Source organism: Halostagnicola alkaliphila, assembly GCF_055379965.1.
This window is the reverse complement of sequence record NZ_AP043826.1, coordinates 423,509-449,534: the sequence shown is the minus strand read 5'-3', so window position 1 is coordinate 449,534 and position 26,026 is coordinate 423,509. Positions and strand designations below refer to the sequence as shown.

The following is a 26,026-nucleotide window of genomic DNA, read 5'->3' as shown; positions in this document are numbered from 1 at the left end:
GAAAACGGGCAGTGGTGGGTGAAAGGCGTTTCCTTCGCGTTCTTCGAAACTTCTGGACAGAATAGACCGAGGTCGTTCATCGGTAATCCGTCCATACACGGTTCGAGAGTAGCCTCTGAAGCTGTTCGGAACCGCCGGCCGAGTCACGGCATTTGGCGGTTATATTCGATCTTGCTGGTTCGACGGCTCCTGCTCGGAGACGTTCTCGAGTTGGTCGCTTAACAGGCTGCTGGCCTGTTCCGGTCTGGGGACGCGTTCGAACGTAAGCTCCGGATCACCGGATCCGGCGGTATAGACGGTCAAATTTCCGTAGCCCAACACTCGTCCGACCGCGTCCTGCTCGAGGCTAATGTTTTGGACTCGATTGAGTCGAAACTGGGTTACGTCCCTCGAGATGACGCCGTGTTTCTTGTAGAGCTCGGCGGTGGTGATCACGTAGCGGGTGTTCGTCCAGACGAGGTATCGAACGAGGACGAGCGAGATGCCCGCGAGCGCGAACACGAACCCGACTGCCAGGAAGATGGTGTTTTCGGTCGTCGTACTCCACCCGATGATGAGGATTCCGACCAGCGTGACGATGACGCCGACCGGCAGGCCGGTCCCCATCGAGATCGGATGCGGACGGCTCTCCCAGACGATGTCGTGTTCGTCGCTCAAGTGAAACCAGTCCGGCGTGGAGCCGAAGGCCATTGCTTTCTCGATATTCCGTTCGTCCCCGTAAAGCTGTCGCGGGAATGGTGAGATTACCGGCCCCTCGAATCCTTCCGCGAACGACAACGTCCTTTTGCCCGTCCGGGACGAACGCCCGTGCATGACTACGCTTGAGGCCAAACTCGAGGCCGCCCGCGCCGATCTCGAGACCCGCGACGGCGTTCTGGTGGCGTTCTCCGGCGGGGTGGATTCGAGCGTCGTGGCGGCCATCGCTCACGACGCCCTCGGCGAGGACGCCGTCGCCTGTACGGCAAAAAGCGAGACGCTTCCGGAGGCCGAACTCGAGGACGCCACGCGGGTCGCCGAGGAGATCGGCATCCGCCACGAAATCGTTTCCTTCTCGGAACTCGAGAGCGACGAGTTCGTCGAAAACGACGGCGACCGGTGCTATCATTGCCGGACGATGCGGTTGGGGGAAATGCTCGAGACGGCAAAGCGCCTCGACATCGAGACGGTCTGTGACGGCACCAACGCGGACGATCCGGGGGAGGGCCACCGACCGGGGCTCCAGGCAGTCGACGAACTCGATGTCGCCTCCCCGCTTTTGACCCACGAAATCACTAAAGCCGAGGTTCGAAAAATCGCGGAACGATACGACCTCTCGGTCGCCGACAAGCCGTCGATGGCCTGTCTCTCCTCTCGCATTCCGACGGGACTCTCCGTAACCGAAGAACGCCTCACCCGAGTCGAACGGGCTGAGGCGCTCCTCCGAGAGTGGGGCTTCGAACAGTTTCGCGTGCGCGATCACGACGGGCTCGCGCGCATCGAGGTCGCGCCCGACGAACTCGAGGCCGCGCTCGACCGAACGTTCGTCGAGGCCGCTCGAGACGCGCTTTCTGATCTCGGCTTCGAGCACGTAACGCTCGACTTACACGGCTACAGAACCGGAAGCGTGAGTCCCGAAAACGACGACTCGGTCGTCGAAGATGTCTTCTCGAGTCCTGAGCATTGATACCATTACCCAATGACGTGGTTCGGGAAGTGGATGCGCGTATTCTTCGACTTCGACGATATTTGGAGGACGTTCGTCCAAAATATAAACTGGTTAGAACAGCAAAACCACTCATTGGTCCGATTATTTCACTAACGTTCGGGAATATTGCGTAATACGATACGAACGTATCCCTTCCGGGAGTAGAGACACCCAATGGAGATCGAGGTTCCCCCAAACTGGAACGAAGAAGAAAACAGGAGCTACACGCCGGCAGAACTCGACCGAGAAATGCAGTACCGAACGTACCTCCACGAATCGGGCGACCTCCGTCTCAAAGTTGCGCCGGCCTCGCTCGACGGCGAAGACCACCCGGGCTATACGCTCACGACGACCAGCTATCCGGGACTCGATTTTTCGGAGACTGAAACCGTACGGACCGTCTTAACCTTCGAACGGTGCGGAAAAATCGCCCGTCGCTTCATGGAACTCTTTTCCGCGAGTTACGACGGGCCGGGATCGCTCGAGGACGCCGTCGAGTACGCTCACGATCGGACGTGTGAGCACCGATAGGATCCTCTCACCTCGAATTTCTGCACTCAGCGGCTTTCATCGGTAGCTTCCGTCTTCTCGACACGCCGTTTCGAACGCGATCCCCGTCCGTTTACCATTGGCGCTAACCGTTCCCCTTCAAAACCGCCAACTCACACGAACGCTGGCGTTCGTTCAAAAATACGCTCGTGCGACCAGCAACATCTCCTCGATCAGAAACTACCTACTCGAACAGTTCGGGAGCCGCGTCGATCGAAACGTGTTGCTGGCGCGAGTCTCGCTCTCGTCGCTCCTCGCCGTGTGGGGTGCGTTCTCTCTGCTCGAGCACGTCGATAGACGGGCCGGGGTGGCGACGGTCTCGAGCCATCTCAGTCGTCCGACGGCGCGGCGGAGCTTTCGCTCTCCGAATCGGCGACACCCTCCGCAAACGGGTACCACGCCTGCTTGCCGTCGCCCATGTACGGCGCATCGAAGTCCGATTCCGCCGGTTCGCAGAACTCGACGAGCGCTTCGGTGCCGGTCGCTTCGACCCATTGCCGGAACGTCTGCCCCTCCGATCGGTGGGCCGCGAAGGCCTCGAGCAGCCGTTTGATCGCCATTGGTGCTTCGTCGGCCGGGACGCGCTGTTGAATCCACTCGACGAACGAGGGGTTCTCGCCGACGCCGCCGCCGACGCCGATATCGAAGGCTTCGACCATTTCGCCGTCCTTGCGTGCACGCATCCCCTGCAGGCCGATGTCCGCGGTCATCGCCTGTCCGCAGTCGGCCGTACAGCCCGAGTAGTGCATGTGAATGTGCTCGACGTCGTCTGGAAGCTCGACGTTAGCGTTGAGCCAGCGCAGCATCTTGGCCATCCGCGCTTTCGTCTCGGTCAGCGCGATCGAGCAGAACTCGGTCCCGGTACAGGCCATCGCGCCACGGTCGAAGACGCTGGGTTCCGGCGGGTACTTCGAGACCAACGGTTCCTCGAGCAACGCATCGAGGTCCTCGTCGGGGACATCAGTGATGATACAGTTCTGTCGACGGGTGAGTCGAACTTCGCCGGAGCCGTACTCGTCGGCCAGATCGGCGATGCCGATCGCGTCTTCTGCGGGAAGACGGCCGACGGGAACGGTCAGCCCGACGTAGTTCTTCCCGTCGATCTGGTCGCCGACGCCGACGTAGTCTCCGCGGCCGTCGCCCGGCGATCGACCCGCGTTGTACGTGTACTCCTCGCGGAAGTCCTCGCCGGCGGTTTTCAGCTCGAAGTCGACGTACTCCTCCTGGAGCGTCTCGCGGATCTTCTCCTCGCCCCAGTCCTCGACGAAGAATCGGGAGCGATTCTTCGCACGAGTGGTCCGGTTACCGTAGTCGTGATAGAGTTGAACGAAGCCGCGGCCGACCTCGTAGGCGTTTTCGGGCGTGACGAAGATGTCGAGGGGCGTCGCCGCACGGGGTTTGCGGCCGCCGAGGCCGCCGCCGACGCGGACGTTGAATCCCTTGACGGTCTCGCCGTCGATCTCCTTGCGCGCCGCCTCGAAGCCGATGTCGTTGAGCGAGTCCTGCGCGCTGCCGTCTTTGGATCCCGTCGCGCTGATGTTGAACTTCCGGGGCATGTTCGCCAGTGCGTCGTCCCCTCGAAGCTCCTCTTGGAACTCCTCGAGCAGCGACAACGAGTCGACGTGCTCGTCGATCTTGCCCGCGAGTGCGCCGCCGGAGATGTTTCGCATTGTATCGCCGCCCGCGGATCGACTCGAGACGCCCGCAGCCTCGAGGTGGTCCCAAACGTCCGGCACCTCCTCCAAGTCGATCCAGTGGAGTTGGACGGATTGGCGGGTCGTTAGATCCAGAAAGCCGTTTCCGAATTCCGGGTTTTCTATCGGACCGGTCGCGTAGTCTCGAGCGACCTCCCCGATCGCCCGGAGCTGTCCAGGCTCGAGAACGCCGCTCGCGTTCGTCAACCGCATCATGAAGTACGATTCCTGGCCGTCGCGCTGGTGGAACAGACCCCAGAACTTGAACCGCGTGAACCACTTGTCGTACTCGTCTTCGGGAATCGAGTCGAATCCCTGTTCGGCGAACTCGAGGATGTGTTCTCGAACCTCGTCCCCGTAGCAGTCCTCCTTGTACTCTTCTTTCTTATGAACCATCACGGACCACCTCGACACTGACTGAACGCCCGTCCTCTAAATCGGCAGATTTCAATTGGATCATTGCTCAATGTACGCTTCATAGTCATGGTAGTGAACAATATAATGCTAACCGTTTACAAATGGCCATATTTGAGCGTATTCCCGGACGAGTACTCGATGTACAATGATATATGGTTTGTATTAGGATCATGATTGACAGTATTCGACGCCGGTAGTCAGCCGTTTTTTCATTGTTGGTCATCCCGAATGCCAACGCTACTCCAGTCGATCGTTCCACCGGGCACCGCTCGCGTCGAACACGGCGCTTGGGCCTCGAGCCTCGAACCGATGAAACGCAATAGGCATCCTAATCCGCTGGACACGTGCAGAATTTCACCGGCAGTCCGCTCTGCGTTTCGACCGTCGAGCACCGCGGCGCTTCGGTAGCGTTTTCCCCTCGGTTATCTTCTATTCGGCCATGACAGCGTATCCGCCGATCAGCGAGCAGTTAGACGATCTCGAGGACGCGCAAACGGAAGGCCGCCGGAAGATGGACTGGGCAGCCCAGCACATGCCCATCATGGAGGCCGTCGGCGAGGAGTTCGAGGCGAACCAACCCTTTGAGGGCGAGCGAATCGCGATGGCGATGCACGTCGAAGCCAAGACGGCGATTCTGGTCGAATCTCTCGCCGACGGGGGCGCCGAGGTCGCCGTTACGGGTTGCAATCCACTCTCGACGCACGACGACGTATCCGCCGCGCTCGATACCCACGAAAACATCACGAGCTACGCGAAACGCGGCGTCGACGACGACGAGTATTACGAAGCGATCGAAGCCGTCATCGACCACGAGCCGACGGTCACCGTCGACGACGGAATGGACCTCGTCGCGGCCATCCACGAGGACTACCCCGAACTGATCGACGGCATCGTCGGGGGTGCCGAGGAGACGACGACGGGGGTTCACCGACTGCGCGCGATGGACGAGGACGGCGCACTTGATTATCCCGTCTTCGCGGTCAACGACACGCCGATGAAACGGCTGTTCGACAACGTTCACGGCACCGGCGAGTCCTCGCTGGCCTCCATCGCCATGACCACGAACCTCTCGTGGGCGGGCAAGAACGTCGTCGTCGCGGGCTATGGCTACTGCGGGAAGGGCGTCGCGAAGAAGGCCACCGGTCAGAACGCGAACGTCATCGTCACCGAAGTCGAACCGCGCCGCGCGCTCGAAGCGCACATGGAGGGCTACGAGGTCATGCCGATGGCCGAGGCCGCCGAAGTCGGCGACGTCTTCCTCACGACGACGGGCAACCGCGACGTCGTCGTCGAAGACCACTTCGAGTCGATGAAAGACGGCGTGTTGCTCGCGAACGCGGGCCACTTCGACATCGAAATCGACCTCGAGGCGCTCGACGACCTCGCGGTCGACCGGTACGAGGCTCGCGACGGCGTCGAAGCCTACGAACTCGAGGACGGCCGCCGCCTCAACGTGATCGCTGAGGGCCGACTGGTCAACCTCGCGGCACCAGTCTCGCTCGGCCACCCCGTCGAAGTGATGGACCAGAGCTTCGGTATTCAGGCGGTCTGTGTCCGAGAAATCCTCGAAAATACCGAGGCCTATGATGCTGGCGTCCACGACGTCCCCGACGAACTGGACAAGGAGATCGCCGAGATCAAGCTCGAGGCCGAAGGCGTCGATTTCGACTCCCTGACCGACGTCCAGCGCGAGTATATGGGCTCGTGGGATCACGGGACGTAACGGCTCGTCTCGAGAACTCCTAACGCTCCTTATTCACCGTCTCACCTGCTTAATTCTTCTCATGTTGGTAAAACTAAAGTCTGTATAGAGGCGCTGAAAATCACATTAAACGGTTGCTTCCTGAAGAACTATTTCCCACTCGATAGGAAGTCAGCTCTCGATATATGGGGGGATGGAACCAACGAGTATCTGTAAGAGGTGTCTGACAATGACAGAAACTTCGGTAAACCGGTTGGAAAGTACGCTCGGGGGAGTTACGCTCGAGGGACGTCCGCATCAGCTCACCGCGTGGGCGATCGTCGGTCTTCGAGTCCTGATGGGCTGGGTTATGCTGGCGGCGGGCTGGGGAAAAATCACTGACGGATTCAGTGCACACGGCTATCTCGCGAACGTCGATCCGGCGAGTCCGGCCAGCGGACTCTTCGGAATGATGGCCGAAAGCGCCGCGATGATGGGTGCGGTCGACGTGATCGTTCCCTGGACCCAGCTCCTGATCGGACTGGCGCTGATCGCCGGCGTCTTCGTCCGGTTAGTCGCACTCGGAGCAGCCACCCAGATGGTGCTGTTCTACTTCGGAAGCTGGGACGTCGCCGGCGGACTGGTCAACGATCAGTTTGTCTACGCCGCGGTCTTCCTTGCGCTGGGGGCGTTCGCGGCTGGACGAATCCTCGGGGTCGATCGCTATCTCGAGGAACACCCGATCGTCGAACGCGTTCCGAAGCTTCGCTACCTCCTCGGTTAGGTGGCGGCGCTCACCGGTTGCTATCCGATGTACCCGCTCGCCGGGGAGTTTCTCCCCCCTTCTCGACAATTCGAAAAAGCTCGCTATTGCGGACGATTATCCGATTCGTGGGTATATGAGCCCGATACGTTTTGGAATGCTCAACTAATTCTGCCATCTAGTTACGTATGTCTTCGAAAAATCGATAACTGAACACAATCAAAACATATATCCCTCCTCTCGACAAGATGTGGATACGGAAACGATCCACAATGTCCAACATTTCGCGTCCAGACGTCCCGGACGACGGGACGCTCGAGACGGAGTCCGAATCGGCCGCAGCGCTCGAACACGTAACTGCGGAGTACGACGACGGCCCGAGTGCCTGTACGATGTACCCTCGAAACTGTACCGATCACGAGATTGCGACCCACTGGATCACGGCCGAAAAGGGATCGTACGTTGATCTTTCAGAAATGCGGTAACAGGTTGGATTACTCCCCGCTGGCGTTTTTCACGGCGACAATTCTCTCGAGTTCGGATAACGACGAGGGTTCGAGGCTGTCGTTTTGTTGATCCGGTCCGAACCTCACTTCCGGAAAAGGAACGCCCAAGGGACTCGTCGGTGTATCGTCCCGTATGTCTTCGCCCGACTCCTCCGAGAGCCCAACACAATCAGTTCTCGTTGGGCTCGGTCTCGCCGTGTTCGCGTTTATCGTTGCGTACGTATTCGTGGCCCCGCTCGGATTCGTTGACCCTGCTCTGGGGGATCCGGATCAACAGGCAGAACGAGGGTCGACCATCGCGATGCTGGTGCTGAACTTCGCCGGGTTCTTCGTCGCCGGCGGCATCTATCTCGCCTACACTGATCGAGGCTGGTCGTACGTCGACCTACGAATTCCGACGCTCCGCGACTGGCTGTGGATCGCCGTCACGACGGTCGGGAGTATCGCCTTTATCATCGCGTTCGGCCTTCTCGTCCAACTGATCGAGTTACCTCAAGCCCCCAACGAGGTTATCACGGTCATCGGGGACGATCAGGTCCTGCTGCTCGCGATGTTCGTGATCGTGATCTTCGCAAACGCCCCCGCCGAGGAGTTTCTCTTCCGAAATATCATCCAGAAACGGCTCTACAACTCGTTCAGCACGAACGGAGCGGTCGTCGTCGCGAGCCTGATCTTCGCGGCCGTCCACCTGCCGTCGTATCTCGTCGGCGGGCCGCTGTTCGGAACGATCGTGTCGCTGTTTGCCGTCTTCTGTGCGTCGTTGATCTTTGGCTATGCCTACGCCAAAACGGACAATCTCCTGGTCCCGACGGCCGCCCACGCGGGCTTCAACCTCTTCCAATTCGGCATTCTCTACCTTCAACTCGAGTACGGCGATCCAGAGGAACTCGAGGAAATGCAGTCGATGATCGTCGAGACTGTGGTCATCTTGGTTCCGTTCTGATTGGGTTCTACCGCGATCTATCCCAATTCACTCGTCCGCACACTTTACGTTGTCCCGCGGTCCGTCCCGTTTAAGAGGGCCCGCAAGTGAGTGAGAGACATGTCTCAGGCGAAAGGCGATCGCCGCGAGCGCGAACTCGTCAATCTCCTCGACGAGTCGGGCTTTGCGGTGATGCGTGCCCCGGCGAGCGGGTCGGCGACGGAGCGAGAACTGCCGGACGTTCTCGCCGGCGACGGCGACACCTTCTACGCGATCGAAGCGAAATCGAGCTCCGGCGATCCGATCTACCTCACCGGCGAAGAGGTCGAGGCACTCACCTACTTCGCGCAGAACTTCGGCGCGAAACCGCGGATCGGCGTCAGGTTCGACCGCGAAGATTGGTACTTCTTCCATCCGGGCGACCTCCACGTCACCGACGGCGGAAACTACCGCGTCAAAAGCGAGACTGCCATCGCCGAGGGCACCGACTTCTCGGAGTTCGTCGGCGAGTCCGAGAAGGTCACGCTCGAGGAGATCGACGAGGACGGCGTCGAAACCGGCCCCGATCCCGACATCCTTCGGGTCCTCAACGCGGTCGAGCAGGGCGTCATGGACATCGAGGAAGCCGCGACGTTGCTCGAGTAGCGTACTAGTCGCTGCCTTCCGAATCAATCGTCCGCCGGCATCGACTCCGAGAGCCGTTCCGGCTCGACCGACTCGAATCGAACGATGGCATCGAAGTGTTCGAGTGGCACCCGCTCACCGTCCGTGATCCCGCGTGCCTCGCGTTCGTCGAGTTCGTTCGCCACGAATCGCTTCGCGACGAGCGCCGTTCGTCCGTCTCCGTCCTCGAGAGCCGTCTGGGCCTGCTCGAGGAGGAGTGCGGCCGTAAAGACGTCGAAGATGTAGTGAGCGAGTCGCTTGGCGGACAACTGCGCGTAGTCCGGATCTTCGCCGGCGAGCGTCGCCATCGCGGTCGCCAGGTCGTTGTACTCCGACTCGACGACTTCTACAGGTTCCTCGAGTGCAGGGTGGGTCACGCCGTTCAGCCGTTCCCGAACGGTCTCGAGGAACGGTTCGTGCGCCTCTTCGCGCTCGAGCGCTCGGAGCACGTCGAGCGAGAGGATGTTTTCGGTCCCCTCCCAGATCGGGAGGACCTGGGCGTCCCGAAGCAGCCGGTTGGTGACGAAGTCGTTCACGTAGCCGTTGCCGCCGTGGACCTCCATGGCGTAGGAGGCGGTGTCGACGGCCATCCGTGCGGTTCGTGCCTTCGCGATGGGAATCAGGAGCCGCATCAGCCGGTAGGCGTCCTCGGCTTCCGCCGGGACTGCAGTGTCGGTTTCATCAGCGCCGCCGCCCGCTCCGTTCGCGCGTTCCGAGCGCTCGAGTCGCTCGCGCTCGGAGAACAGTCGCGCGGCCTCGAACGTGAACGCCGTCGCGGCCTCGTGGTCGACGGTCATGTCGACCAGATCCGCTTTCATCAGGGGATACTGGTCGATCGTCTCGCCGAAGGCCTCCCGATTTGCGGCGTATATCCGGCTCTCGAGCAGTGCCCGGCCCATGATTCCGCAGGACGCCGCGGCGTTCGAAAGCCGTTCGATGTTGAGCATCTCGGCCATCTGCGTGAAGCCGTTTTGCTCCTCGCCGACGAGGATCGCTTTCGCGCCGGTGAACTCGACTTCGCCGGTCGGCACGGAGATCGTTCCGAGTTTGTCCTTCAGGCGGCGGTAGTACTGGTCGTTGAGTTCGTCAGGTGCCAGTCCACTATTCGCGTTCGACTTCTCGAGACGATCACGTTTGGTCGTCACGCCGCCGTCCGGGTCCGCGTGGGGAACGAGAAACAGCGAGAGCCCGGCCGTCCCTTCGGGTGCGCCCTCGGTGCGAGCCAGCGCGAGCGTCCCTTCTGCGTCGATGTTCGAACAGAACCACTTCTCGCCCTCGAGTCGCCAGTAGCCCGATTCCTCGTCGTAGGTCGCACTGGTTTCGTTGGCTCCGACGTCGCTCCCGCCCTGTTTTTCGGTGAGAAACATCGCGCCCTCGACGAGGTCGTCGTAATCGCGGCTCGTCAGCGCCCGGTAGTACGGCTCGAGGTTCTCGTCGCCGAACTTCTCGAGGACGAGCGCCGCACCCGTGGTCATCGCGACGGGACAATCGAAGCCGGGATCGGCGTAACAGAGCAGGTACTGCATCGCGAGGTTGTGGCTGAACGGCATGGGCTCCTCGCGACCCGGTGGGGCGTGGAACGAGTCCGCGACGATCCCCGCCTCGTAGGCGAGTTGCTCGTCCTCGTGTTGCTCGGCGGGATAGCGAACGTAGTTTTGGATCTCTCCGTGTTTGTCGTAGGACTCGAGCACCGGTCCGTTGTCGTCGACGTAATCCGCGTTATCCGCGATCGTGTACCCGACGGTTCGGCCGAACGACGAGAGCCTGGACTCGGCCCACTCGAACTCGGAGTCAGTGTAGGTCCGCTCGAGTTCGCGCTGGAGGGCACGATCGAGCTCCCAGTAGTTGACGCCTCGTCCCTCGTCGAACTCGCCGAAATCGATCCCCGATCCCATACTATGGTAATAGTTGACGAACAGCAATAAAACGGCAGTATCTCAACCCATTTTCGGTTCACGAGCGTTGTCTATGGCGCTCTCGAGCGGTGGGACGTTCGGAGCGTCTCGTCTTCTTACGCGCTTTCGTCCGTCTGCCTCTCGTCGAAGAACTGGTTCAGCGCCGCTCTCGTACCGGCATACGACGCCGCCACGACTGCGAGGAGGAACAAGATGGTGCCGAGAACGGTGTAGCTGAACAGGATTTCTAGCGATACCATGGTGGTGCTTGCACGCACCTCTCAAAAAGAGTGTCGGCTATCTAACGTCTCGAGTGAGTTTTCGAGAGAGCGGCGAGTCTCAAGGCGGATTCGGTACTGCTTTCCTCTACCCGTCGCCGTTCCGTCTCTACTCGTTCCCGTCTCGCCGGCTTCGATTGGCGTCGGTGACTCGTTCGAGGCGCGTTCGCGGGAACACGTACACCTTCAGCGAGCCGGGGACGACGCCGTTTCGGGCGACGGTCGCGTGCGGGTAGACCGCCCCGACGACCGGCGTGTCGGGATCGTACTCCTCGTTCGTGCCGTACTCTGCGACGGTACTGCTCGCGTCCGGAATCCGGACGTAATCCGCTCGGAGATCCGAGACGTCGACGACCGTCAGGCGATCGTTCGTTTCGCGGTCCCGAACCGTCGCGCCGGGATAGATTCGGTGGCGCTCGCAGTAGAACGGCCCGCCCTCGTCTTCGTCGGCGAAGATCGACTCGCCACAGTCTGTACACTCGACGGCGATCTGTCCGAGCGGCGGGACGCGTCCCGCCGTAATTTCGATGGCGACACGGCGAATGTGCTTACACCGGACGTTCCGAAACACGTGGTCCGGACAGGTACATCGCCCCGCCTCGAGGTCGATGAGGTACGTGTTTCCGCTCTCGGATTCGACTTCGTAGAGGCCGTCGCCGAGCGCGAGGACGGACATCGCCTCCGTGCGCGCACGAAGCGATCGCTCCTCGAGTCGTCTATCGGTCGGTACTGGAAGGCTCGTTTTCGGTGACGCGGTTGTTATCATGGGTGCGTCTGGGGGTCGCAGGCGGTCGGCTGGCTATTCGAATGTAGTAGGTGCTCGGCGATAATAACGGCAACGCCTGCGAACTAAACGCCCGTTAAACACGCTCTAGTTCCTGATCTCTCCGATCGATTGGCCTCTCTCGTCTCGCTCGAATCACTCAAAATTCCGCGTTCGATCGCTACCGTGAAAGCAATTTTCTCGCGCGGACGACGCCTTCGATACGCTTTTGAGCGGTCCGAAGAAACCAGCGAGTAATGCTCGAGCGTGAGCGAATCATCGAAATCGTCGTGGCCCTCTCCTCGGTCGCCGTTATGATCGGGACCATGGTTTACATCGGGTCCACCTACAGCGGATCCAACAACGCGCTTTCTCCCGAAGGCGGCGAAATGCTCGTTGCAGCTATCGTCGGCTTCGTGTTCTTGCTCGTCGCCGTCGGGATCGTGCTCGCGTACGTCCTGAACGATCCCGGAGACGGCCTCGAGGACGAGACCGAGGTCCAGAGTTCGATATAGTTCGATTCGATACAGTTCGATCCGATACAGTTCGATCCGATACAGTTCGATCCGGCACGCCGCCTTCGAGCGGACTGTTCCCCGAACAACTTATTTCTGGTCGGAGGAATAACACGTCCACATGAGCAACCTGACCGTCCCCGCGTGGGTCCAACGGATCGTGATCGGCCTCATGCTCATCTTGCTGGTCTCCGGCGTTGTCGCCGAAGTCGGCGAGCTGTGGGTAGGCCTTCTCCTCGGAATTGCCCTCGCGGTCCTCCTCGCTGCGTGGCTTGTTTCCGGTCGCTCGAGTCACGACGGGACGGCCGAACCCGAGACCGGAGTGGATGATTCCGACGAAGACGACGCTGATCAGGACGGAAATTCCGTCTGGAACGCGATCCCGTCTCGGCAGTATACGGGTCGACACGTCGAATCGGGCGGTCTCGCTCGAGACGACCAGGAGAAGGCACTGGCGGAAATAGAAGAGGAAGCCAGAAAACAGGCTCCCGAAGAGTTCCGCGAGTGAGCACTGTTCGGTGCTTCTGTATAAGTTGACGCCGTCAGGCGTCACCTTCGGCCGTCGTCTCCCGCCAATCCTCGAGTTCGTCGTCGTCGGCGTCGTCGATCCGGTTCTCGTAGTAGGCCATCGGGTGGGGAATCTGTTCGCAGAGGTCGTCTTTGTTCACGCAGTCGCCGTAGGACTGCATCGTCGCACACGAGGGCGGCGAGTACTCCGTCGGCGAGGTGTCTCCTCTGATGTGGTCCGTCTGGTATCGCGTCATCTCTTCGCCGAACGAGGAGTTCACCCGGTAGAGATCGACGATATCGTCCGTTTCCATCCCGATGCTCGCGAGAAACGCCGTGATCGCAAAGCGGGAGTGGTGGGGGAGGTGTTCGCCCTTCTGGATCTGGTCCAACAGCGCCTTCATACACGGCGGGAACAGATCCGGAACGACGGTGTCGATCTCTTGAGTCAGGTCCATTTCCGCGAGCACCTCGCGGATTTCTTCGGCCTCGTCCTCGAGTCCCGCACCGATGGTGTCGGGAACGTCGAACGGCAGCCCGTCCTCGATCCGTTCGCGGACGGCCTCCCGAAGTAGCGTCAGCAGCTGCGCTTCGTCGACCGGAACCTCGCCGTCGACGAGGGGCTGGTTGACGAGTCGCCACTCGTCCTCCCAGAGATCACCGGCGAGGGGAAGGTACGTTCCGACATCGATCCGGTACCTGCCGTCGGCGGTCGTTTCGACCGAATCGCCGAGATCGAACTCAGATAAGAGATCCTCGAGCGAGAGCCCCGTCGTCTCGACGCTCTTCAATTCCGTCGTGTCCTCGAGGTCGTCCGTAAACCGGTCGAAGGCCGTTTCAGCCTCGGCTCGGGCATACTTGCGGACCAGTATTGATTCATTACCCAGTGAAACGAGCACTCGCGCGACGGGGTAGGATAGCAGTTCCACGCGGGGCTCCCGGTGTGCCTCACCCGTCGTTCCCTCCTCGAGCGAGGCGACGACGCGCTCGCGGGCGCGATCGACGACGTCCCGGTCCTGCTCGACGACGGTGGCCAGATCGACGGCCTCCGTGGCGACCGAGTCGCGGGCTGCCTCGAGGAAGGGGTATCGGGCGTGCAGTCGCTGCATCGATAAGACGATATTACTGGGGCAGGTTAAACGCGCTGGTTGTCGACGGCGGCCGGCTGTCAGCAGGGTCGTTCGTTCTCCGCCTCCTCGATGATCGATTTCAAGACCGTCCGTCACGTCGATTGACGTATGCCACGGGTCACTCGAGACGGCGTGTCGATCTATTACGAGCGAGACGAGCGCGAGGACGGGACGACGATCGACCCAGTCGTCTTCGTGCAGGGGCTGGGCTACGGCCGATGGATGTGGCGCTGGCAACGCGAAGCCGTTTCCGCGGCGTTCGACGTGATCGCGCCCGATAACCGAGGGACCGGGCGGTCGGACGCCGGACTTCCGCCGGGCGTTTCGAAGCTTCCGAGGAAAATTCGGGCACCCGTTCTCTCAAAGCCCGCGAGCTATTCGATCGAAGGGTTAGCCGCGGACCTCGAGGCCGTCCTCGAGGACGCCGGAGTGCTCGACGCCCACCTGGTCGGAGCCAGCATGGGCGGGATGATCGCCCTGCAGTACGCCCTCGAGTATTCCCGAGCGAAGTCGCTCACGCTGTGTTGTACGAGTCACGGCGGAACGGACGCGGTTCCAATCCCCGAAGAGACCCAGAACCACCTCTTCTCGACGCCCGACGGCGCGAGCGAGCGAGAGAAACTCCGCCATCGAATGCGCCCCGCGTTTACCGAGCGATTCACTAATCGGAACCCCCATCTGATGGACCGAATTCTCGAGTGGCGACTCGAGCAGGACGCATCCGAGCCCGCCCGCGAAGCGCAGGCTGGCGCGGTACTGAACTTCGATGTGGCCGATCGACTCGACCGAATTCGAGTGCCGACGCTCGTGCTTCACGGGACTGCGGATCGAATCGTTCCCGTCGCAAACGCCCGACTGCTCGAGAAGAAAATCCCTGATACGCGCCTCGAGACCGTCGACGGCGGCTCACACTGTTTCTTCATCGAAGCGAATGACGAGGTAAACGAGCACATGTGCTCGTTCCTGAACGAACAGGATTGATAGTCTTCTCCTGATCGGAGTCACCGCATTTGGCGGCCGGCGTCGATCAACTGTTCCGTTGTCCGCTCGGTGATTCTGACTCGAGTCGAATCCGTCCGTCGAACCCGACACGGACTTCGTACCCCTCGTAGGGGAACGTTATCTGGTGATCGCTCGAGGTGCTTCCGATATGCTCGCGAACGTGTTCGTAGAGCGAGTCGAGTGCCTCGGGATCGATCACGTCGTAAAGCGGCGGCAACGACGTGGGTTCCGTTCCCGAGAGCGTTGCGACTGCAGCGATGAGGGCTTCGCTGGGTTGCCGACCGCCGACCGAGATGACGTGACTCGACGGAGAACCTGCAGAATCGTCGGGAGAGACCATACTCTCTAGTGGGGTAGAGACGGTAACTCCTCTCCTTTCTATGATCTCCTTACATACCGGTCTTTTCGATCGTCATTCGACCGATTCGGTCACTCCGATTGGAGTCGCCTGCGAACCGAGCTCCCCGACTCGAGAAGACCATTCCAGTGGCCGTCGCTTCGAACCCGTTCGATTCTCCAAAACCAGTCCCGAACACGTAACCCGGTTCGTTAGTCGCTCTGAATGCGCGGCGCGAGCATATACGTGACCTGACCGTTCCCTTCGGCAAATCCGAAGTACATCTTGATCGGGAACTCCTCGCCGAGTGCGAGGGTCACTTCGGTATCGGATGGAATCGCCTTGTCCATGTCCTTGAGATAGTCGAGCGAGAACAGCGACCGTGCCGGACCGATCTGCAGGTCGATCAGATCGTCCTGAGTCAACTCGAGGTGGACGTCGTCGGTGTCGCCTTCCGCGTTGACGTAGAAGAACTCCTCACCCTCGTCGATGCCCAGAGCGATGTGATCCGAGACCATATCGGCGGCTTTGACCGACCGATTGAGGTCCTTGCCCTCGAGGACGACCTCCGCGGGGAGGTCGAGATCCGGAATGTCGGGCTCCTGTCGGATCGAGTCCGGGTCGATGAGCGCGAGCGTGTACTCGAGCCCGTCGATCTGGATGTGGAGCTTTCGGGTCTCCTCGTCGAGTTCGAACTGGATGAGCTGGCCGGATTCGGCCATGCCCGCGATGTCCTCGAGTCGCGAGAGATCGACACCGATCAGTCCGCCGTCCGCTTCGTAGGATTCGAACGCGGCTGCATCGAGCGAGAGGTCGACCATCCCGACGTTTGCGGGGTCGACGGCCCGAATCTCGAGGCCTTCTTCCTCGAGGTGAATCTTGCACTCGTCGACCAACACACTGATCGAGTCGAGCGTGCTGGTGAGTGTTTCCGCGCTCACGATGGCCTTGAACATATGTGACGGGATACGAACGGTCCGCATAAAAAGCCACCTTTTGCGGTCGATCGGAATCGTTGCTCGATGAGGGAAATAGCTGATATTGGTAGCCAGTCGCAACCGAAACCCGGTCACGCAAAACAACGACGGCCGCAGGTGCGTCACGCCTATCAGCGTCGACGGCGTCGTTCGTGTATGAACCGATATTCGTTTCGCTCGCGCGGACGAACAGCACGGGATCTGGCGAGGTACTGATGACTGGGAAAGACCACTACTACAACAAGTCCAAGCAGGAAGGGTATCGCTCTCGAGCGGCCTACAAGCTCAAACAGCTCGCCGACCTCGAGAACGTTATCGGTCAGGGAGACACCGTCGTCGACCTCGGGGCCGCGCCGGGGGGCTGGCTTCAGGTCGCCGCCGAGCGGGTCGGTCCGCAGGGAACCGTTATCGGAGTCGACCTCCAGCGGATCAAATCACTCGAGGACCACGACAACATCGAGACCGTTCGCGGCGACATGACCGAGGACCGAACGCGGGATCGAGTTACCGATACGGCGGATGGTGTTGTCGACGTGGTCGTCTCCGACATGGCACCGAACATGACCGGGGAGTACCACCTCGACCAGGCTCGCTCGCTCCACCTCGCTCGACAGGCCTTCGAGACGTCGCTGGAACTGCTCGACGTCGGCGGCGACTTTATCGTGAAGGTGTTCGAGGGGCCGGATGTCGACGAGTTCCGCGAGGACGTCGAAGAAGAGTTCCAGTACGTCCGCGCGACGAGCCCGAAGGCATCGCGCAAAGAGTCCTCGGAGATTTACCTCATCGGGAAGGGCCGACTCACCTCCCCGGTTAGGGAAGGCGACGAACTCGAGGTCGAGATCGTCGACGTCGGTGAGGAGGGTGACGGAATCGCCTCCGTCGAGGGCTATCGACTGTTCGTTCCCGATACCGAGGAAGGTGAAACGGTGGCGGTGACGGTCGAAGACGTCAAGCCGAACTTCGGGTTCGCACGGCGGCTCGATCGCGACTGAACCGCCGCCCGCTCTCCTGTCACTCCGAGTCACTTCGGCTCGAGATTTCTTCAGTCGGGCGCGTGTGGGACGCTATCGGTACTCGAAGAAGTTAGCTAGTCCGCCGGGGAACTCGAAGACGACTCTTCCTCGAGTTCGTAGCTGATTTTCACACTCGTCACCGATCGCTCGGCGGTCGCGATGTACAAGTCCTCGACCGAGTCGAAGACTGCCGTCGGAATCTGTTCGTCTTGTAAATTCGCCTCCGCGAGCGCATCGTAGAGGTGTCCGGTCGCCTCGTGGAGGGCACACTGCGTAACGTCGGTCGCGGGGATTTCGGTCGTTCGTTCCATCGAAGTTTCACCACTGTCACTCGTCGATTTCCACTGCATTCCGTGAAATCGTTGACAGTAGTTGGGTATCACTGCTGGCGGGTAAGATAGTGCTTGAGTAGTAAAGCCGTTTATGCCGGGGTGGATTCTCTTTCGGGTCCGTGTTAGTTTTTAACTCGGACCCTGTTGGCCCTCTAGTCGCTGTCGCCTTTCTCGTCGGTGTCACGGTTCATTCGTCGGGCTCGAGACGGTCGTGTCGGTCGTCGATCTCGTCGAGGATGTCGAGGTTCTTGCGGATCGACGATCGGATGGCGTCGCTTCGATTGACGAATTTCCCGTCGTCGCCGACGTGAGCATCGAGGTCGTCGAGGAGTTCCTGTGGAATTTCGACGCTGATCTTGGGCATACGAGCCGGTTTGTAGTGTTGTCCCTTAACGTTTCCATCCCACGGCTTCGACGCCACCAAGTGAGCGTGCGGTTGGGAATAAATAGCTTGGAACCGAGTCGCCAATTCAGGAGTCCGTTTCGCCGGTCATTCGGCGATGGCACCGGTCTCCGGTTCCGGCTCCCCGCCTCCACCACCGCCGCCGAAGAGCCGTCCGCCGGCCGTGAGAACGTACAGGATACCTAAACCGAGAACGTAGGTGAGCGCGATCGGCGTTGCGAGTGCGATCATCGTGAGTATTCCCTTCGGGCTCGCGAACGCTGCAATCACGAAGACGCCGACGACGACCGGTCGCCACTGCGCTAACATCGTCCGGTAGTTGACGACGCCGCCGACGTGGAACATCGCCATCGTGACGATGATGTTAAAGAGGAAGCCGACGCCCAGCGTCGTGTAGATCACGAGCCAGGAGAAGCTGTTGATCCGGTAGGTAACGTCCATCCCGTTGTTGACGGCGTCGGTGATGAGATAGGAGATCACCGCGGGGGCGATCCAGTAGAACCCGAGGAACAGTCCGACGGCGAAGCCGCCGAGCATCGTGACGCCCCAGATGAGAGCGACTCGTGCGTGCCCCGAGACGAGTCCGCGCTCTTTGAGGGCCGGCCAAGCCCAGTACAGGACCAGCGGGAGGATGGAGATGATCGCCAGGATCGTACTGACCTTGACCATGAAGATCAGGACCTCCACGGGATCGAGCGCGATGACGAACCCGGCATCGCGGATTAACTCCGTCGTTGTCTCGTCGCCAGCCAAGTTCGCGTCGTTCGCTTCCGCGACCTCCACGAGGACGTCCTCGGGGACGCGGTCGACGAACTGGGCGAGGATGATCGTGAATCCGCCCTGATACAGCGCGAAGAACGTCCCGCCGAGGACGGCCATGAACACCCCGACGATGTAGAACATCTTCGAGGTCAGACTGTTGAGGATGAACGCGATGTCGTAGGCGTAGCCGCCGATGTCGTCCTCGGTCGTCTCGTCTTCCGTGAACGGATCGAGCATCCCCGCGGCCGTACCCGAGAAGAGGCCGCCTTCTTCCGCTTGACCTTCGTCGGTTGCGGCTTGGCCGCCCGCCGAACCGCCGGAACTGTCTCCGCTCTCGCTTGGGTCACCGCCGTCTCCGCCCTGTTGGGCCTGAATCGAATCGAACCGGTTGAGAACCGTCTCGGCTTTCGCTTTGTTGTCGTCGTACATTGCCTGCCGAGAGATCTCGAGGGCTTGCTCTTCGTCCATCTCGAGAAAGACTTGCGCTGACACGTCTTCGATGTCCTCAGCCTCGATCGTCTCGAAGTCGATGTCGTCGGGGCTATCCGCGTTTCGGATATCTCCTGCCCGCGGGTACACCGGCGACCGGAGGACGCTGAGCGTGTAGCCGACGAGGATGAGGAAGCCGACGCCGAGTCCGATCAGGAGGCCGACCGCGAGCTCCCCTGCCAGTCCGTATTCGATCGCCATCGACTCGAGGGCGGTCGGTCCGCCGGGCTCTAAGCCCGACGGGAGGAGCGGATACACCGACTCCTCGAGGTAATCGAATCCGCCCTGATTGACGAAGGCGGCCGCTGCGACGCTGATGGCCATCAAGAGCCCCGAAAACTGGAGCACCCGTCGCTTCATGAACCCGGTTCCGGTGTCGAGTTCGGCGGCACCGCGCCGCCGGATGTTAGTCACGACCTTCGCGAGGCCGAGACTGAACATGTAGAGTGCGAAAAGCGGGAGCGCCCACATGATCAGCGTGAACGGGTCCGGCGGGGAGAACATCGCGCCGAACACCGTGATGGCCACGAGGGCGTGGCGCCATTTGGCCCGGAACGTTTCGTAGGAGATAATTTCAGTATAGGAGAGAACGCTCATCAGGAGCGGCAGCTGGGCCGCGAGCCCGAACGAAATGGTCAACAGGGCCATGAACTCCGTAAATTCGGTAATCCCCCAGCTCGGATCGACGCCGGCCTCGTAGGCGACGATCGCGAGGAAGTCGAACGCGTAGGGGAAGAAGATCGCGTACGCGTAGAACAGGCCGATCCAGAACAGGGCAAACGAGGTCAGCCCGAAGCCGGCCATGTACCGTTTCGAGACGGGGACGACCGACTTGAGTCCGCGCTGGCGAAGCGCGTCGCGAGAGTAGTAGATAACCGCCGGAATCGCGACGATGATCCCGACAACCATCCCTATTTTCGCCTGCAGGAGGATCACCTCGAAGGGCGTTCGGGTGATGATGTTCGTCGCCTCGGAGACGTTCGCGCTCATCTCCGCTCGCGCGGTCGCCTCGAGGAAGTCCCAGATAAAGACTCGAAGGGCGTAAAACGAGCCGACGAAGCCGATCACGAAGACCATGAACACCTTCTGGAGGTTTGCCTGGGCACCTGAGAGAACGGCGCCGATGGTTTCTCTACCGGTGTTGATAGCTCGGGCGGTGTCTTCGCTGACCGCAGAACTCATTGCTGTCAGTGGATAATTTACATCCAGTTATCAACCTTTCGAGTACAGAAGTACGAAACGAGCGATTGCACCCGCCGGGGACCCCCGTCGGTGGAGACTGTGACGACTCGTGTCACTCTCGTCGAGTGCTCGTAAGAAAAAGGCCTATAACCAGTGGCGGGTCTATGTCACCATAGATGCCGGACGAGTCGGCTGGCGGTGGGGACGATGAGCGGATCGATGAGTCTGTGACGGACTCCGAGGAGCCGTTGCCATCCGATGACTCACAGACTGCGTCCCAACCGGAGTCCGAGTCGTCGCCTGACGATCTCGAGACGGATGACGCCACCGACCTCGAGACCGACGAGCGGGGAGGTACCGACGATGACGGCCCCGAAACCGGCGATGGAGACGACGCAGAGACTACCGCTGTCGACGAAGATACTGAGGCCGTCGACGACCCCGACGCTGCCGCCGACGACGATGCCGATACCGAGGATGCCGACGGCGACGCGGATACCACCGACGACGCCGTTGACACCTCCGATGATTCTGCGGCCGAGAAACCGGAGGCGAAGACCGACGGCGAAGGGTACGTCGGCGACCAGCCGGACCAGGACGAAGAGTACCCCGACCCTGACGAGGATATCGGCGGCATCTCGACGCCGCCAGACGACGAGGAGATGCCGCTCGCCGACCACATCGAGGAGATGGTGCTGCGGCTCGCGGTGGTCTTCCTGTTCGGTGCCGCGGGGACTGCAATCGGGATTCTGTGGGCTTCGGAGGCGATTTCGTTCATTTGGACGGACGTCGTTCCGCAGGCGTCAGAACGGCCGCCCCACATTTATCACCCGCTCGAGCTGTGGCTGACCCGGATCAAACTCTCCGCGTTGCTGGGGATCATGATCGCGCTGCCGATGCTCGTCTACCAGTGTTACCTGTTCATGCGGCCGGGCCTGTACCCGAACGAGCGCAAATACTACCTCGCCGCCGTTCCGACCAGCGTCGTTCTCGGCGGGCTGGGCATGATCTTTTCGTACCTAGTTGTCCTGCCGATCCTGTTCTCGTACTTTACGTTCTATTCGGAGGGCAGCGCCGATATCGCCTACGCGCTCGGTGAGACCTTCGACCTCGTCATCACCCTGACGGGCTTCCTGGCGATCGTCTTCCAGATTCCGCTCTTTATCATGCTCGCGATCATGCTCGGCGTGACGACCCGCAAGTGGCTCGCGGAGAAACGACTCTACTTCTGGACTGCCTTCGCGGGGCTCTCCTTTATGTTCACGATGGATCCGACGTTCATGGCTCCGATCTTCGTGGCCATTACGATGATCCTCCTGTTCGAGGGAACGCTCCTGATCGTGAAGTGGACCGGCCGAGAGTAGGGGGCCGAACGGAATCGCGTCACCTTGAGAAGTTATGACCCCTCGAGCGTGTCGTGTTCGAAATCCTGCTCTCATCGCTCTTACTCGATCGACACTATCGTATGCGATGTCCGTTTATTCTTGGCGGCCATCGGTGGAACATATCTCCTTATATTCTCCTTATACGTCCCCACATTGAGCGAACCAACACGAAGAACGGGGAAAACTGTAGTAGTTAAACGATTATGGTTTAGTAGCTGGAAAGGTTGTCTTCTCTCGTGAAATTGTGAAATGGTTTCGGATGAATGTTCTGGGTTGTGGAGCGTATGTAAACCCAACCGAAGTCTTTCTTCGAACGCGGGGAGGTGTCGGATATGACTGATCACGTTCCAACCACGTGTATGCGGTGTGCGGTCGGCTGTGGCCACATTCAACGAGCCGTCGAAACCGGTTACGGACTCGATATCGTCCGCGGTGACGCCGCCCACCCCGTCAACAAGGGGCTTGCCTGTCAGCGCGGCGTGAGCGAGACGGCAGACCCCGGCGGTGAGTGGCTGACGCGTCCGCTCGTCCGACGGGACGGCGAACTCGTCCCGACGACGTGGGAGAACGCCCTCGAGCGCGCCGCCGAAGGGCTCGACCTGGCCCTCGAGAAGGGGGCGAACAGCGTCGCGGTGCTCGGAAGCGGCCAGCAGACGAACGAAGCGGCTTACGCGCTGGGCAAACTCGCCCGCGGCGGCTTCGGAACGCGATACTACGACGCCAACACGACGCTTTGTATGGCGAGTGCGGTCACCGCCTACTACGACGCCTTCGGGAGCGACGCGCCGCCGCCGACCTACGACGACATCCCCGAGGCCGAAACCCACCTCGTCTGGGGGGCGAACCCGGCCGCCGCACACCCCGTGATGTTCCGGTGGATTCGCCAGTCGGCCTCCGAGGAGGGTTGCGAACTGATCGTCGTCGACCCCGTCGAGAGCGAGACGGCCGAGGTCGCAGACTCACACGTCGCGCCGGATCCGGGCGGTGACCTCGCGCTCGCTCGAGCGATCCTTGCGCGACTCGTCGAAACCGACCGGGTCGACGACTCGTTCGTCGCCGAGGCGACGACCGGGTTTGAGGACCTTCGAGCCCGGCTCCCCGACGCCGCCACCGCGGCGAACGAAGCGGGCGTTCCCCTCGAGACCGTCGACGAACTCGCCGCGGCGCTCGAGGACGACACCCTCCTCTACTGGGGAATGGGCGTCAACCAGAGCGTCGACGGGACGCCGACCGCGGCCGCCCTTATCGACCTCTGTCTTTCGACGGGCAACCTCGGCCCCGGGACCGGACCGTTCTCGCTGACGGGACAGGCGAACTCGATGGGGACCCGGGTCTGCTCCTCGAAAGGAACCTGGCCCGGCCACCGTCCGTTCGACGATCCGGCCCACCGTAACGAGATCGCTGACGAATGGGGCGTTCCGGTCGAAACCTTGCCCGACGACCCGGGACCCGGACCCGTCGGCATCGTCGAGGCGACCGAGGACGAAGTCGAGGCCGTCTACGCGGTCGCCACCAACCCCGCCGTGGGGATGCCCGACGCGAAACGCGTTCGAGAGCGACTCGAGGCCACCTTCCTCGTCGTGCAGGACGCCTTCCACAGCGAGACCGTCGAGTGTGCGGATGTCGTCCTTCCGGCGGCGACCTGGGGCGAATCGGAGGGAACCGCGATGAACATGGAACGGACCGTTTCGCGGGTTCGCTCCGCGACGGAAACGCCGTCTGGCGTCAAATCCGACCTCGAGTTGATCGGCGAACTGGCGACCCGCCTCGCGCCGGGACTGTTCGAGACATCTCCCGAACCGGCGTCGATTTTCGACGAGTTCGTCGGTCTCACCGAGGGAACTCTCGCGGACTGTTCGGGTATCGATTACGACCGACTCGAGGACGAGCGCGCGGTTCGCTGGCCGGCACCGACACCCGAGGACGCTGGCGGCTATCGGTACTACGACGGCTCGGCGAGCGACCAATCTGAGGGCTCAACCAACGACCGGTCCGACGATTCCTCGAGTGACGAACCAGCGAGCGACCGATGGTCGTTCCCGACGCCGAGCGGTCGCGCACAGTTCTCCGACGGCGAGGGAACCGGTCTTCCGGAGCCGCCGGACGAGTCTTACCCGCTGACGCTGACCACCGCCCGCGAATCCGGCGCGTACAACACCGGCGTTCGCACTCGAGGGGACGAACCGGTAACGGCTCGAGTGAGCAGCGCAACCGCCTCGGCGCTGGCGACCGAACTCGAGGGGCCGGACGACGAGCGGTACGCTCGAGTCACGTCGCGACGAGCGTCAATACTCGCCCGGATCGAAATCGACGAGTCGATTCCGGACGGTGTCGTCTGGCTGCCGATTCACCATCCGGACGTAAACGACCTCACGATTCCGGCCGTCGACCCGCGCTCGAAGGAGCCGAACTTCAAGCAGTGTGCCGTGCGTCTCGAGGCGCCGACCGACGCTGCGGCGAGCGCGCTCGAAGAAGTCACTGTCTGAATTAGTCTCGAGACGCCGCCGAGTAGAATCGTCCCGGGCTGTCTAGCGGAACGATCCGACGCGCCCGTCTCGAGACGGGCGCGACCCTGTTTCTCGGCCGACGGACGTTGGTGCCTCTGACACACTGTGTTCGTTCGCGAGCGAGATCCGTCGGTTCGATGGGCCAGATCAGTTGGTGTGGCAGGCCGGTCCCCGAGTACCCTGCAGGCGGTCACACCCACTCACAATATCAACGTATATTTAAATAAATCTTCGTGTCAGTACAGTCGTTGAATAAACTCGATACGCGGCGACGAACACGCCGAGAGCGTTTATTTTCGCGCTACTCGTTTTCTTCAACCCGAGCGGAAAGCGCACTCGCACGCTCCCGTGCACGCTCGAGAACGCTCGTCTCATCGACTGTGAGCACCTCGCGGTCGCGCATCAACACGGTGCCGTCACAGATCGTGTGTCGCACGTCGCTCGCTTCGGCGGCGTATGCCAGGTGACTCACGAGGTCGTGTCCCGGCGTCAAGTGCGGTTTCTCGAGGTCGACCACGGCGAGATCAGCGGGTGCGCCTGCTGCGAGGCGACCGGACTCGAGACCGATGGCGTCGGCGCTGCCGGCGGCGAGCATCTCGACGACGGACTCGGCCGGAACAGCACTGGCGTCCGACGACGCGAGCTTGCCGATCATGGCGGCGTCCCGTGCTTCGTCGAGCATCGAGAGGTCGTTGTTCGAGGCCGCGCCGTCGGTTCCCAGCCCGACCGTGACGCCCGCATCGAGCAGTCGCTGGACGGGTGCCATTCCACTGGCGAGTTTCATGTTCGAGGCCGGACAGTGGACCACGCTCGTTCCGCTCTCGGCGAGGAGGTCGATCTCCGTTTCGTCGACGTGAACGCCGTGGGCGACGAAGTCTTGGGGCTCGAGCAGACCGTGTTCGTCGGCGTACTCGAGCGGTCGAATCCCGTGTTCGTCGACGATCGGAGCGACTTCGTCCTCGGTTTCGTTCGCGTGGTAGTGAATCGGAACCTCGGCGTCGCGGGCTTTCGGAACGTACTCCTCGAGGTACTCCGCCCCGACGGTCGTCAGCGAGTGCGGGGCGAACACCGTCGAGATCCGACCGTCCGCGGCACCGTCGAACTCCTCGGCGACTGCGAGGCTCTCGGCGGCGTCTTCGTGTGCTCCCTCGTCGTCCTTGGCCACGGTAACGATTCCGTGCCCGAGCGTGGCTCGAACGCCCGTCTGTTCCACCGCCGCGACGATTTCGGGGACCTCGAAGTACATGTCGGCGAAGGCCGTCGTTCCGCCCTTGATCATCTCGAGAATGCCCAGCTCCGCACCGACGCGGATGTCTTCTCCCGTCATCGCACCCTCTGCGGGCCAGATATCCTCCTGCAGCCACGCGTCGAGCGGTTTGTCGTCCGCGTAGCCTCGGAGCAAGGTCATCGCGACGTGCGTGTGGCCGTTGACGAATCCCGGCGTCACGAGCGAGCTCGACGCGTCGATCGTCTCGTCGCCCGCTCGTTCGAGATCGAGCCCGATCTCGAGGATCGTTCCCGCATCCTGATCGACCAGTACGTCGGCGCGTTCGACCGCGGCGTCGGGTAACAGAACCTTCCCGCCGGTGATCTCAAGCGTCGTCATTGGCTGAAGTTTTTCCTCCGAGAGTGTGAGGCTGTCGATCAGTCCGAACGTCCTCCCGAAAACT

At 61.3% G+C, this 26,026-nt stretch carries 26 protein-coding genes; 13 read left to right on the top strand and 13 right to left on the bottom strand.

All coding sequences use genetic code 11. The annotated features are described in order from the left end of the window. Positions 1–159: 159 nt before the first annotated feature. The gene (locus ACZ5C7_RS07350) at positions 160–690 is read right to left on the bottom strand and encodes a PH domain-containing protein (protein ID WP_464375691.1); all 531 of its coding nucleotides are present in this window, start codon (positions 688–690) and stop codon (positions 160–162) included. A gap of 121 nt (positions 691–811) precedes the next feature. Between ACZ5C7_RS07350 and larE the strand changes: the two genes are divergently transcribed. Both larE and ACZ5C7_RS07340 read left to right on the top strand, forming a co-directional pair. After that, positions 812–1,663, top strand: coding sequence for an ATP-dependent sacrificial sulfur transferase LarE (larE, locus tag ACZ5C7_RS07345; protein WP_464375690.1), 852 nt, complete (start codon positions 812–814; stop codon positions 1,661–1,663). 195 nt (positions 1,664–1,858) lie between these two features. Beyond that, positions 1,859–2,215, top strand: coding sequence for a hypothetical protein (locus ACZ5C7_RS07340; RefSeq protein ID WP_464375689.1), 357 nt, complete (start codon positions 1,859–1,861; stop codon positions 2,213–2,215). Between the two features lie 202 nt (positions 2,216–2,417). On the opposite strand, the gene ACZ5C7_RS07335 is transcribed toward ACZ5C7_RS07340, so the two are convergent. Next, on the bottom strand, positions 2,418–2,561 hold the full coding sequence (locus ACZ5C7_RS07335) for a hypothetical protein (RefSeq protein WP_464375688.1): 144 nt from the start codon (positions 2,559–2,561) through the stop codon (positions 2,418–2,420). 1 nt (position 2,562) lies between these two features. Next, entirely contained in the window at positions 2,563–4,323 is a 1,761-nt protein-coding gene (locus ACZ5C7_RS07330; RefSeq protein WP_464375687.1) for a nitrite/sulfite reductase, read from the bottom strand. 460 nt (positions 4,324–4,783) lie between these two features. On the opposite strand from ACZ5C7_RS07330, the gene ACZ5C7_RS07325 reads away from it, so the two are divergent. From ACZ5C7_RS07325 to hjc, 5 genes are all read left to right on the top strand, one after another. Further along, on the top strand, positions 4,784–6,067 hold the full coding sequence (locus ACZ5C7_RS07325) for an adenosylhomocysteinase (RefSeq protein ID WP_464375686.1): 1,284 nt from the start codon (positions 4,784–4,786) through the stop codon (positions 6,065–6,067). A 208-nt stretch (positions 6,068–6,275) separates the two neighbouring features. Further along, positions 6,276–6,809, top strand: a complete 534-nt coding sequence (locus ACZ5C7_RS07320) for a DoxX family protein (protein WP_464375685.1) — start codon at positions 6,276–6,278, stop codon at positions 6,807–6,809. A 251-nt stretch (positions 6,810–7,060) separates the two neighbouring features. Further along, positions 7,061–7,273, top strand: a complete 213-nt coding sequence (locus ACZ5C7_RS07315; protein ID WP_464375684.1) for a DUF7511 domain-containing protein — start codon at positions 7,061–7,063, stop codon at positions 7,271–7,273. Between the two features lie 154 nt (positions 7,274–7,427). Further along, complete coding sequence (locus ACZ5C7_RS07310; protein ID WP_464375683.1) at positions 7,428–8,237, top strand: lysostaphin resistance A-like protein; 810 nt, start codon at positions 7,428–7,430, stop codon at positions 8,235–8,237. Between the two features lie 99 nt (positions 8,238–8,336). After that, complete coding sequence (gene hjc / locus ACZ5C7_RS07305; protein ID WP_464375682.1) at positions 8,337–8,861, top strand: Holliday junction resolvase Hjc; 525 nt, start codon at positions 8,337–8,339, stop codon at positions 8,859–8,861. 23 nt (positions 8,862–8,884) lie between these two features. Here hjc and ACZ5C7_RS07300 read toward each other — a convergent pair whose 3' ends face one another. From ACZ5C7_RS07300 to ACZ5C7_RS07290, 3 genes are all read right to left on the bottom strand, one after another. After that, positions 8,885–10,774 (bottom strand): acyl-CoA dehydrogenase family protein, encoded by a 1,890-nt coding sequence (locus ACZ5C7_RS07300; RefSeq protein WP_464375681.1) that lies wholly within the window; start codon positions 10,772–10,774, stop codon positions 8,885–8,887. Between the two features lie 116 nt (positions 10,775–10,890). Next, positions 10,891–11,034, bottom strand: a complete 144-nt coding sequence (locus ACZ5C7_RS07295) for a hypothetical protein (RefSeq protein ID WP_464375680.1) — start codon at positions 11,032–11,034, stop codon at positions 10,891–10,893. Between the two features lie 127 nt (positions 11,035–11,161). Then, the gene (locus ACZ5C7_RS07290) at positions 11,162–11,818 is read right to left on the bottom strand and encodes an SWIM zinc finger family protein (protein WP_464375679.1); all 657 of its coding nucleotides are present in this window, start codon (positions 11,816–11,818) and stop codon (positions 11,162–11,164) included. Positions 11,819–12,072: 254 nt separating this feature from the next. Here ACZ5C7_RS07290 and ACZ5C7_RS07285 point away from each other — a divergent pair, with 254 nt between their 5' ends. Both ACZ5C7_RS07285 and ACZ5C7_RS07280 read left to right on the top strand, forming a co-directional pair. Further along, on the top strand, positions 12,073–12,330 hold the full coding sequence (locus ACZ5C7_RS07285; protein WP_464375678.1) for a DUF7472 family protein: 258 nt from the start codon (positions 12,073–12,075) through the stop codon (positions 12,328–12,330). 121 nt (positions 12,331–12,451) lie between these two features. Further along, positions 12,452–12,838, top strand: a complete 387-nt coding sequence (locus ACZ5C7_RS07280; RefSeq protein ID WP_464375677.1) for a hypothetical protein — start codon at positions 12,452–12,454, stop codon at positions 12,836–12,838. A 34-nt stretch (positions 12,839–12,872) separates the two neighbouring features. Here ACZ5C7_RS07280 and priL read toward each other — a convergent pair whose 3' ends face one another. Further along, positions 12,873–13,946: a DNA primase regulatory subunit PriL gene (gene priL / locus ACZ5C7_RS07275; RefSeq protein ID WP_464375676.1), complete on the bottom strand. Its 1,074-nt coding sequence runs from the start codon at positions 13,944–13,946 to the stop codon at positions 12,873–12,875. A 129-nt stretch (positions 13,947–14,075) separates the two neighbouring features. On the opposite strand from priL, the gene ACZ5C7_RS07270 reads away from it, so the two are divergent. Continuing rightward, the gene (locus ACZ5C7_RS07270; protein WP_464375675.1) at positions 14,076–14,948 is read left to right on the top strand and encodes an alpha/beta fold hydrolase; all 873 of its coding nucleotides are present in this window, start codon (positions 14,076–14,078) and stop codon (positions 14,946–14,948) included. A 46-nt stretch (positions 14,949–14,994) separates the two neighbouring features. Here ACZ5C7_RS07270 and ACZ5C7_RS07265 read toward each other — a convergent pair whose 3' ends face one another. Together ACZ5C7_RS07265 and ACZ5C7_RS07260 are read right to left on the bottom strand one after the other, a co-directional pair. Continuing rightward, positions 14,995–15,309: a HalOD1 output domain-containing protein gene (locus tag ACZ5C7_RS07265; protein WP_464375674.1), complete on the bottom strand. Its 315-nt coding sequence runs from the start codon at positions 15,307–15,309 to the stop codon at positions 14,995–14,997. A 209-nt stretch (positions 15,310–15,518) separates the two neighbouring features. Continuing rightward, positions 15,519–16,262 (bottom strand): DNA polymerase sliding clamp, encoded by a 744-nt coding sequence (locus ACZ5C7_RS07260; protein ID WP_464375673.1) that lies wholly within the window; start codon positions 16,260–16,262, stop codon positions 15,519–15,521. A 236-nt stretch (positions 16,263–16,498) separates the two neighbouring features. On the opposite strand from ACZ5C7_RS07260, the gene ACZ5C7_RS07255 reads away from it, so the two are divergent. Next, positions 16,499–17,275 carry a 23S rRNA (uridine(2552)-2'-O)-methyltransferase gene (locus ACZ5C7_RS07255; protein ID WP_464375672.1) on the top strand — a complete coding sequence of 259 codons (777 nt, stop codon included), beginning with the start codon at positions 16,499–16,501 and terminating at the stop codon, positions 17,273–17,275. Between the two features lie 95 nt (positions 17,276–17,370). On the opposite strand, the gene ACZ5C7_RS07250 is transcribed toward ACZ5C7_RS07255, so the two are convergent. From ACZ5C7_RS07250 to ACZ5C7_RS07240, 3 genes are all read right to left on the bottom strand, one after another. Beyond that, positions 17,371–17,607 carry a hypothetical protein gene (locus ACZ5C7_RS07250; protein WP_464375671.1) on the bottom strand — a complete coding sequence of 79 codons (237 nt, stop codon included), beginning with the start codon at positions 17,605–17,607 and terminating at the stop codon, positions 17,371–17,373. A 208-nt stretch (positions 17,608–17,815) separates the two neighbouring features. After that, the gene (locus ACZ5C7_RS07245) at positions 17,816–17,992 is read right to left on the bottom strand and encodes a ribbon-helix-helix domain-containing protein (RefSeq protein WP_049953808.1); all 177 of its coding nucleotides are present in this window, start codon (positions 17,990–17,992) and stop codon (positions 17,816–17,818) included. A gap of 126 nt (positions 17,993–18,118) precedes the next feature. Further along, complete coding sequence (locus ACZ5C7_RS07240) at positions 18,119–20,464, bottom strand: twin-arginine translocase subunit TatC (RefSeq protein WP_464375670.1); 2,346 nt, start codon at positions 20,462–20,464, stop codon at positions 18,119–18,121. A gap of 176 nt (positions 20,465–20,640) precedes the next feature. On the opposite strand from ACZ5C7_RS07240, the gene tatC reads away from it, so the two are divergent. Then, positions 20,641–21,828, top strand: coding sequence for a twin-arginine translocase subunit TatC (tatC, locus tag ACZ5C7_RS07235; RefSeq protein WP_464375669.1), 1,188 nt, complete (start codon positions 20,641–20,643; stop codon positions 21,826–21,828). A gap of 353 nt (positions 21,829–22,181) precedes the next feature. Further along, positions 22,182–24,335, top strand: a complete 2,154-nt coding sequence (nasA, locus tag ACZ5C7_RS07230) for an assimilatory nitrate reductase NasA (RefSeq protein ID WP_464375668.1) — start codon at positions 22,182–22,184, stop codon at positions 24,333–24,335. A 322-nt stretch (positions 24,336–24,657) separates the two neighbouring features. Here the strand turns inward: nasA and ACZ5C7_RS07225 are convergent, their stop codons facing one another. Next, on the bottom strand, positions 24,658–25,962 hold the full coding sequence (locus ACZ5C7_RS07225) for an amidohydrolase (RefSeq protein ID WP_464375667.1): 1,305 nt from the start codon (positions 25,960–25,962) through the stop codon (positions 24,658–24,660). Between the last annotated feature and the right edge of the window lie 64 nt (positions 25,963–26,026).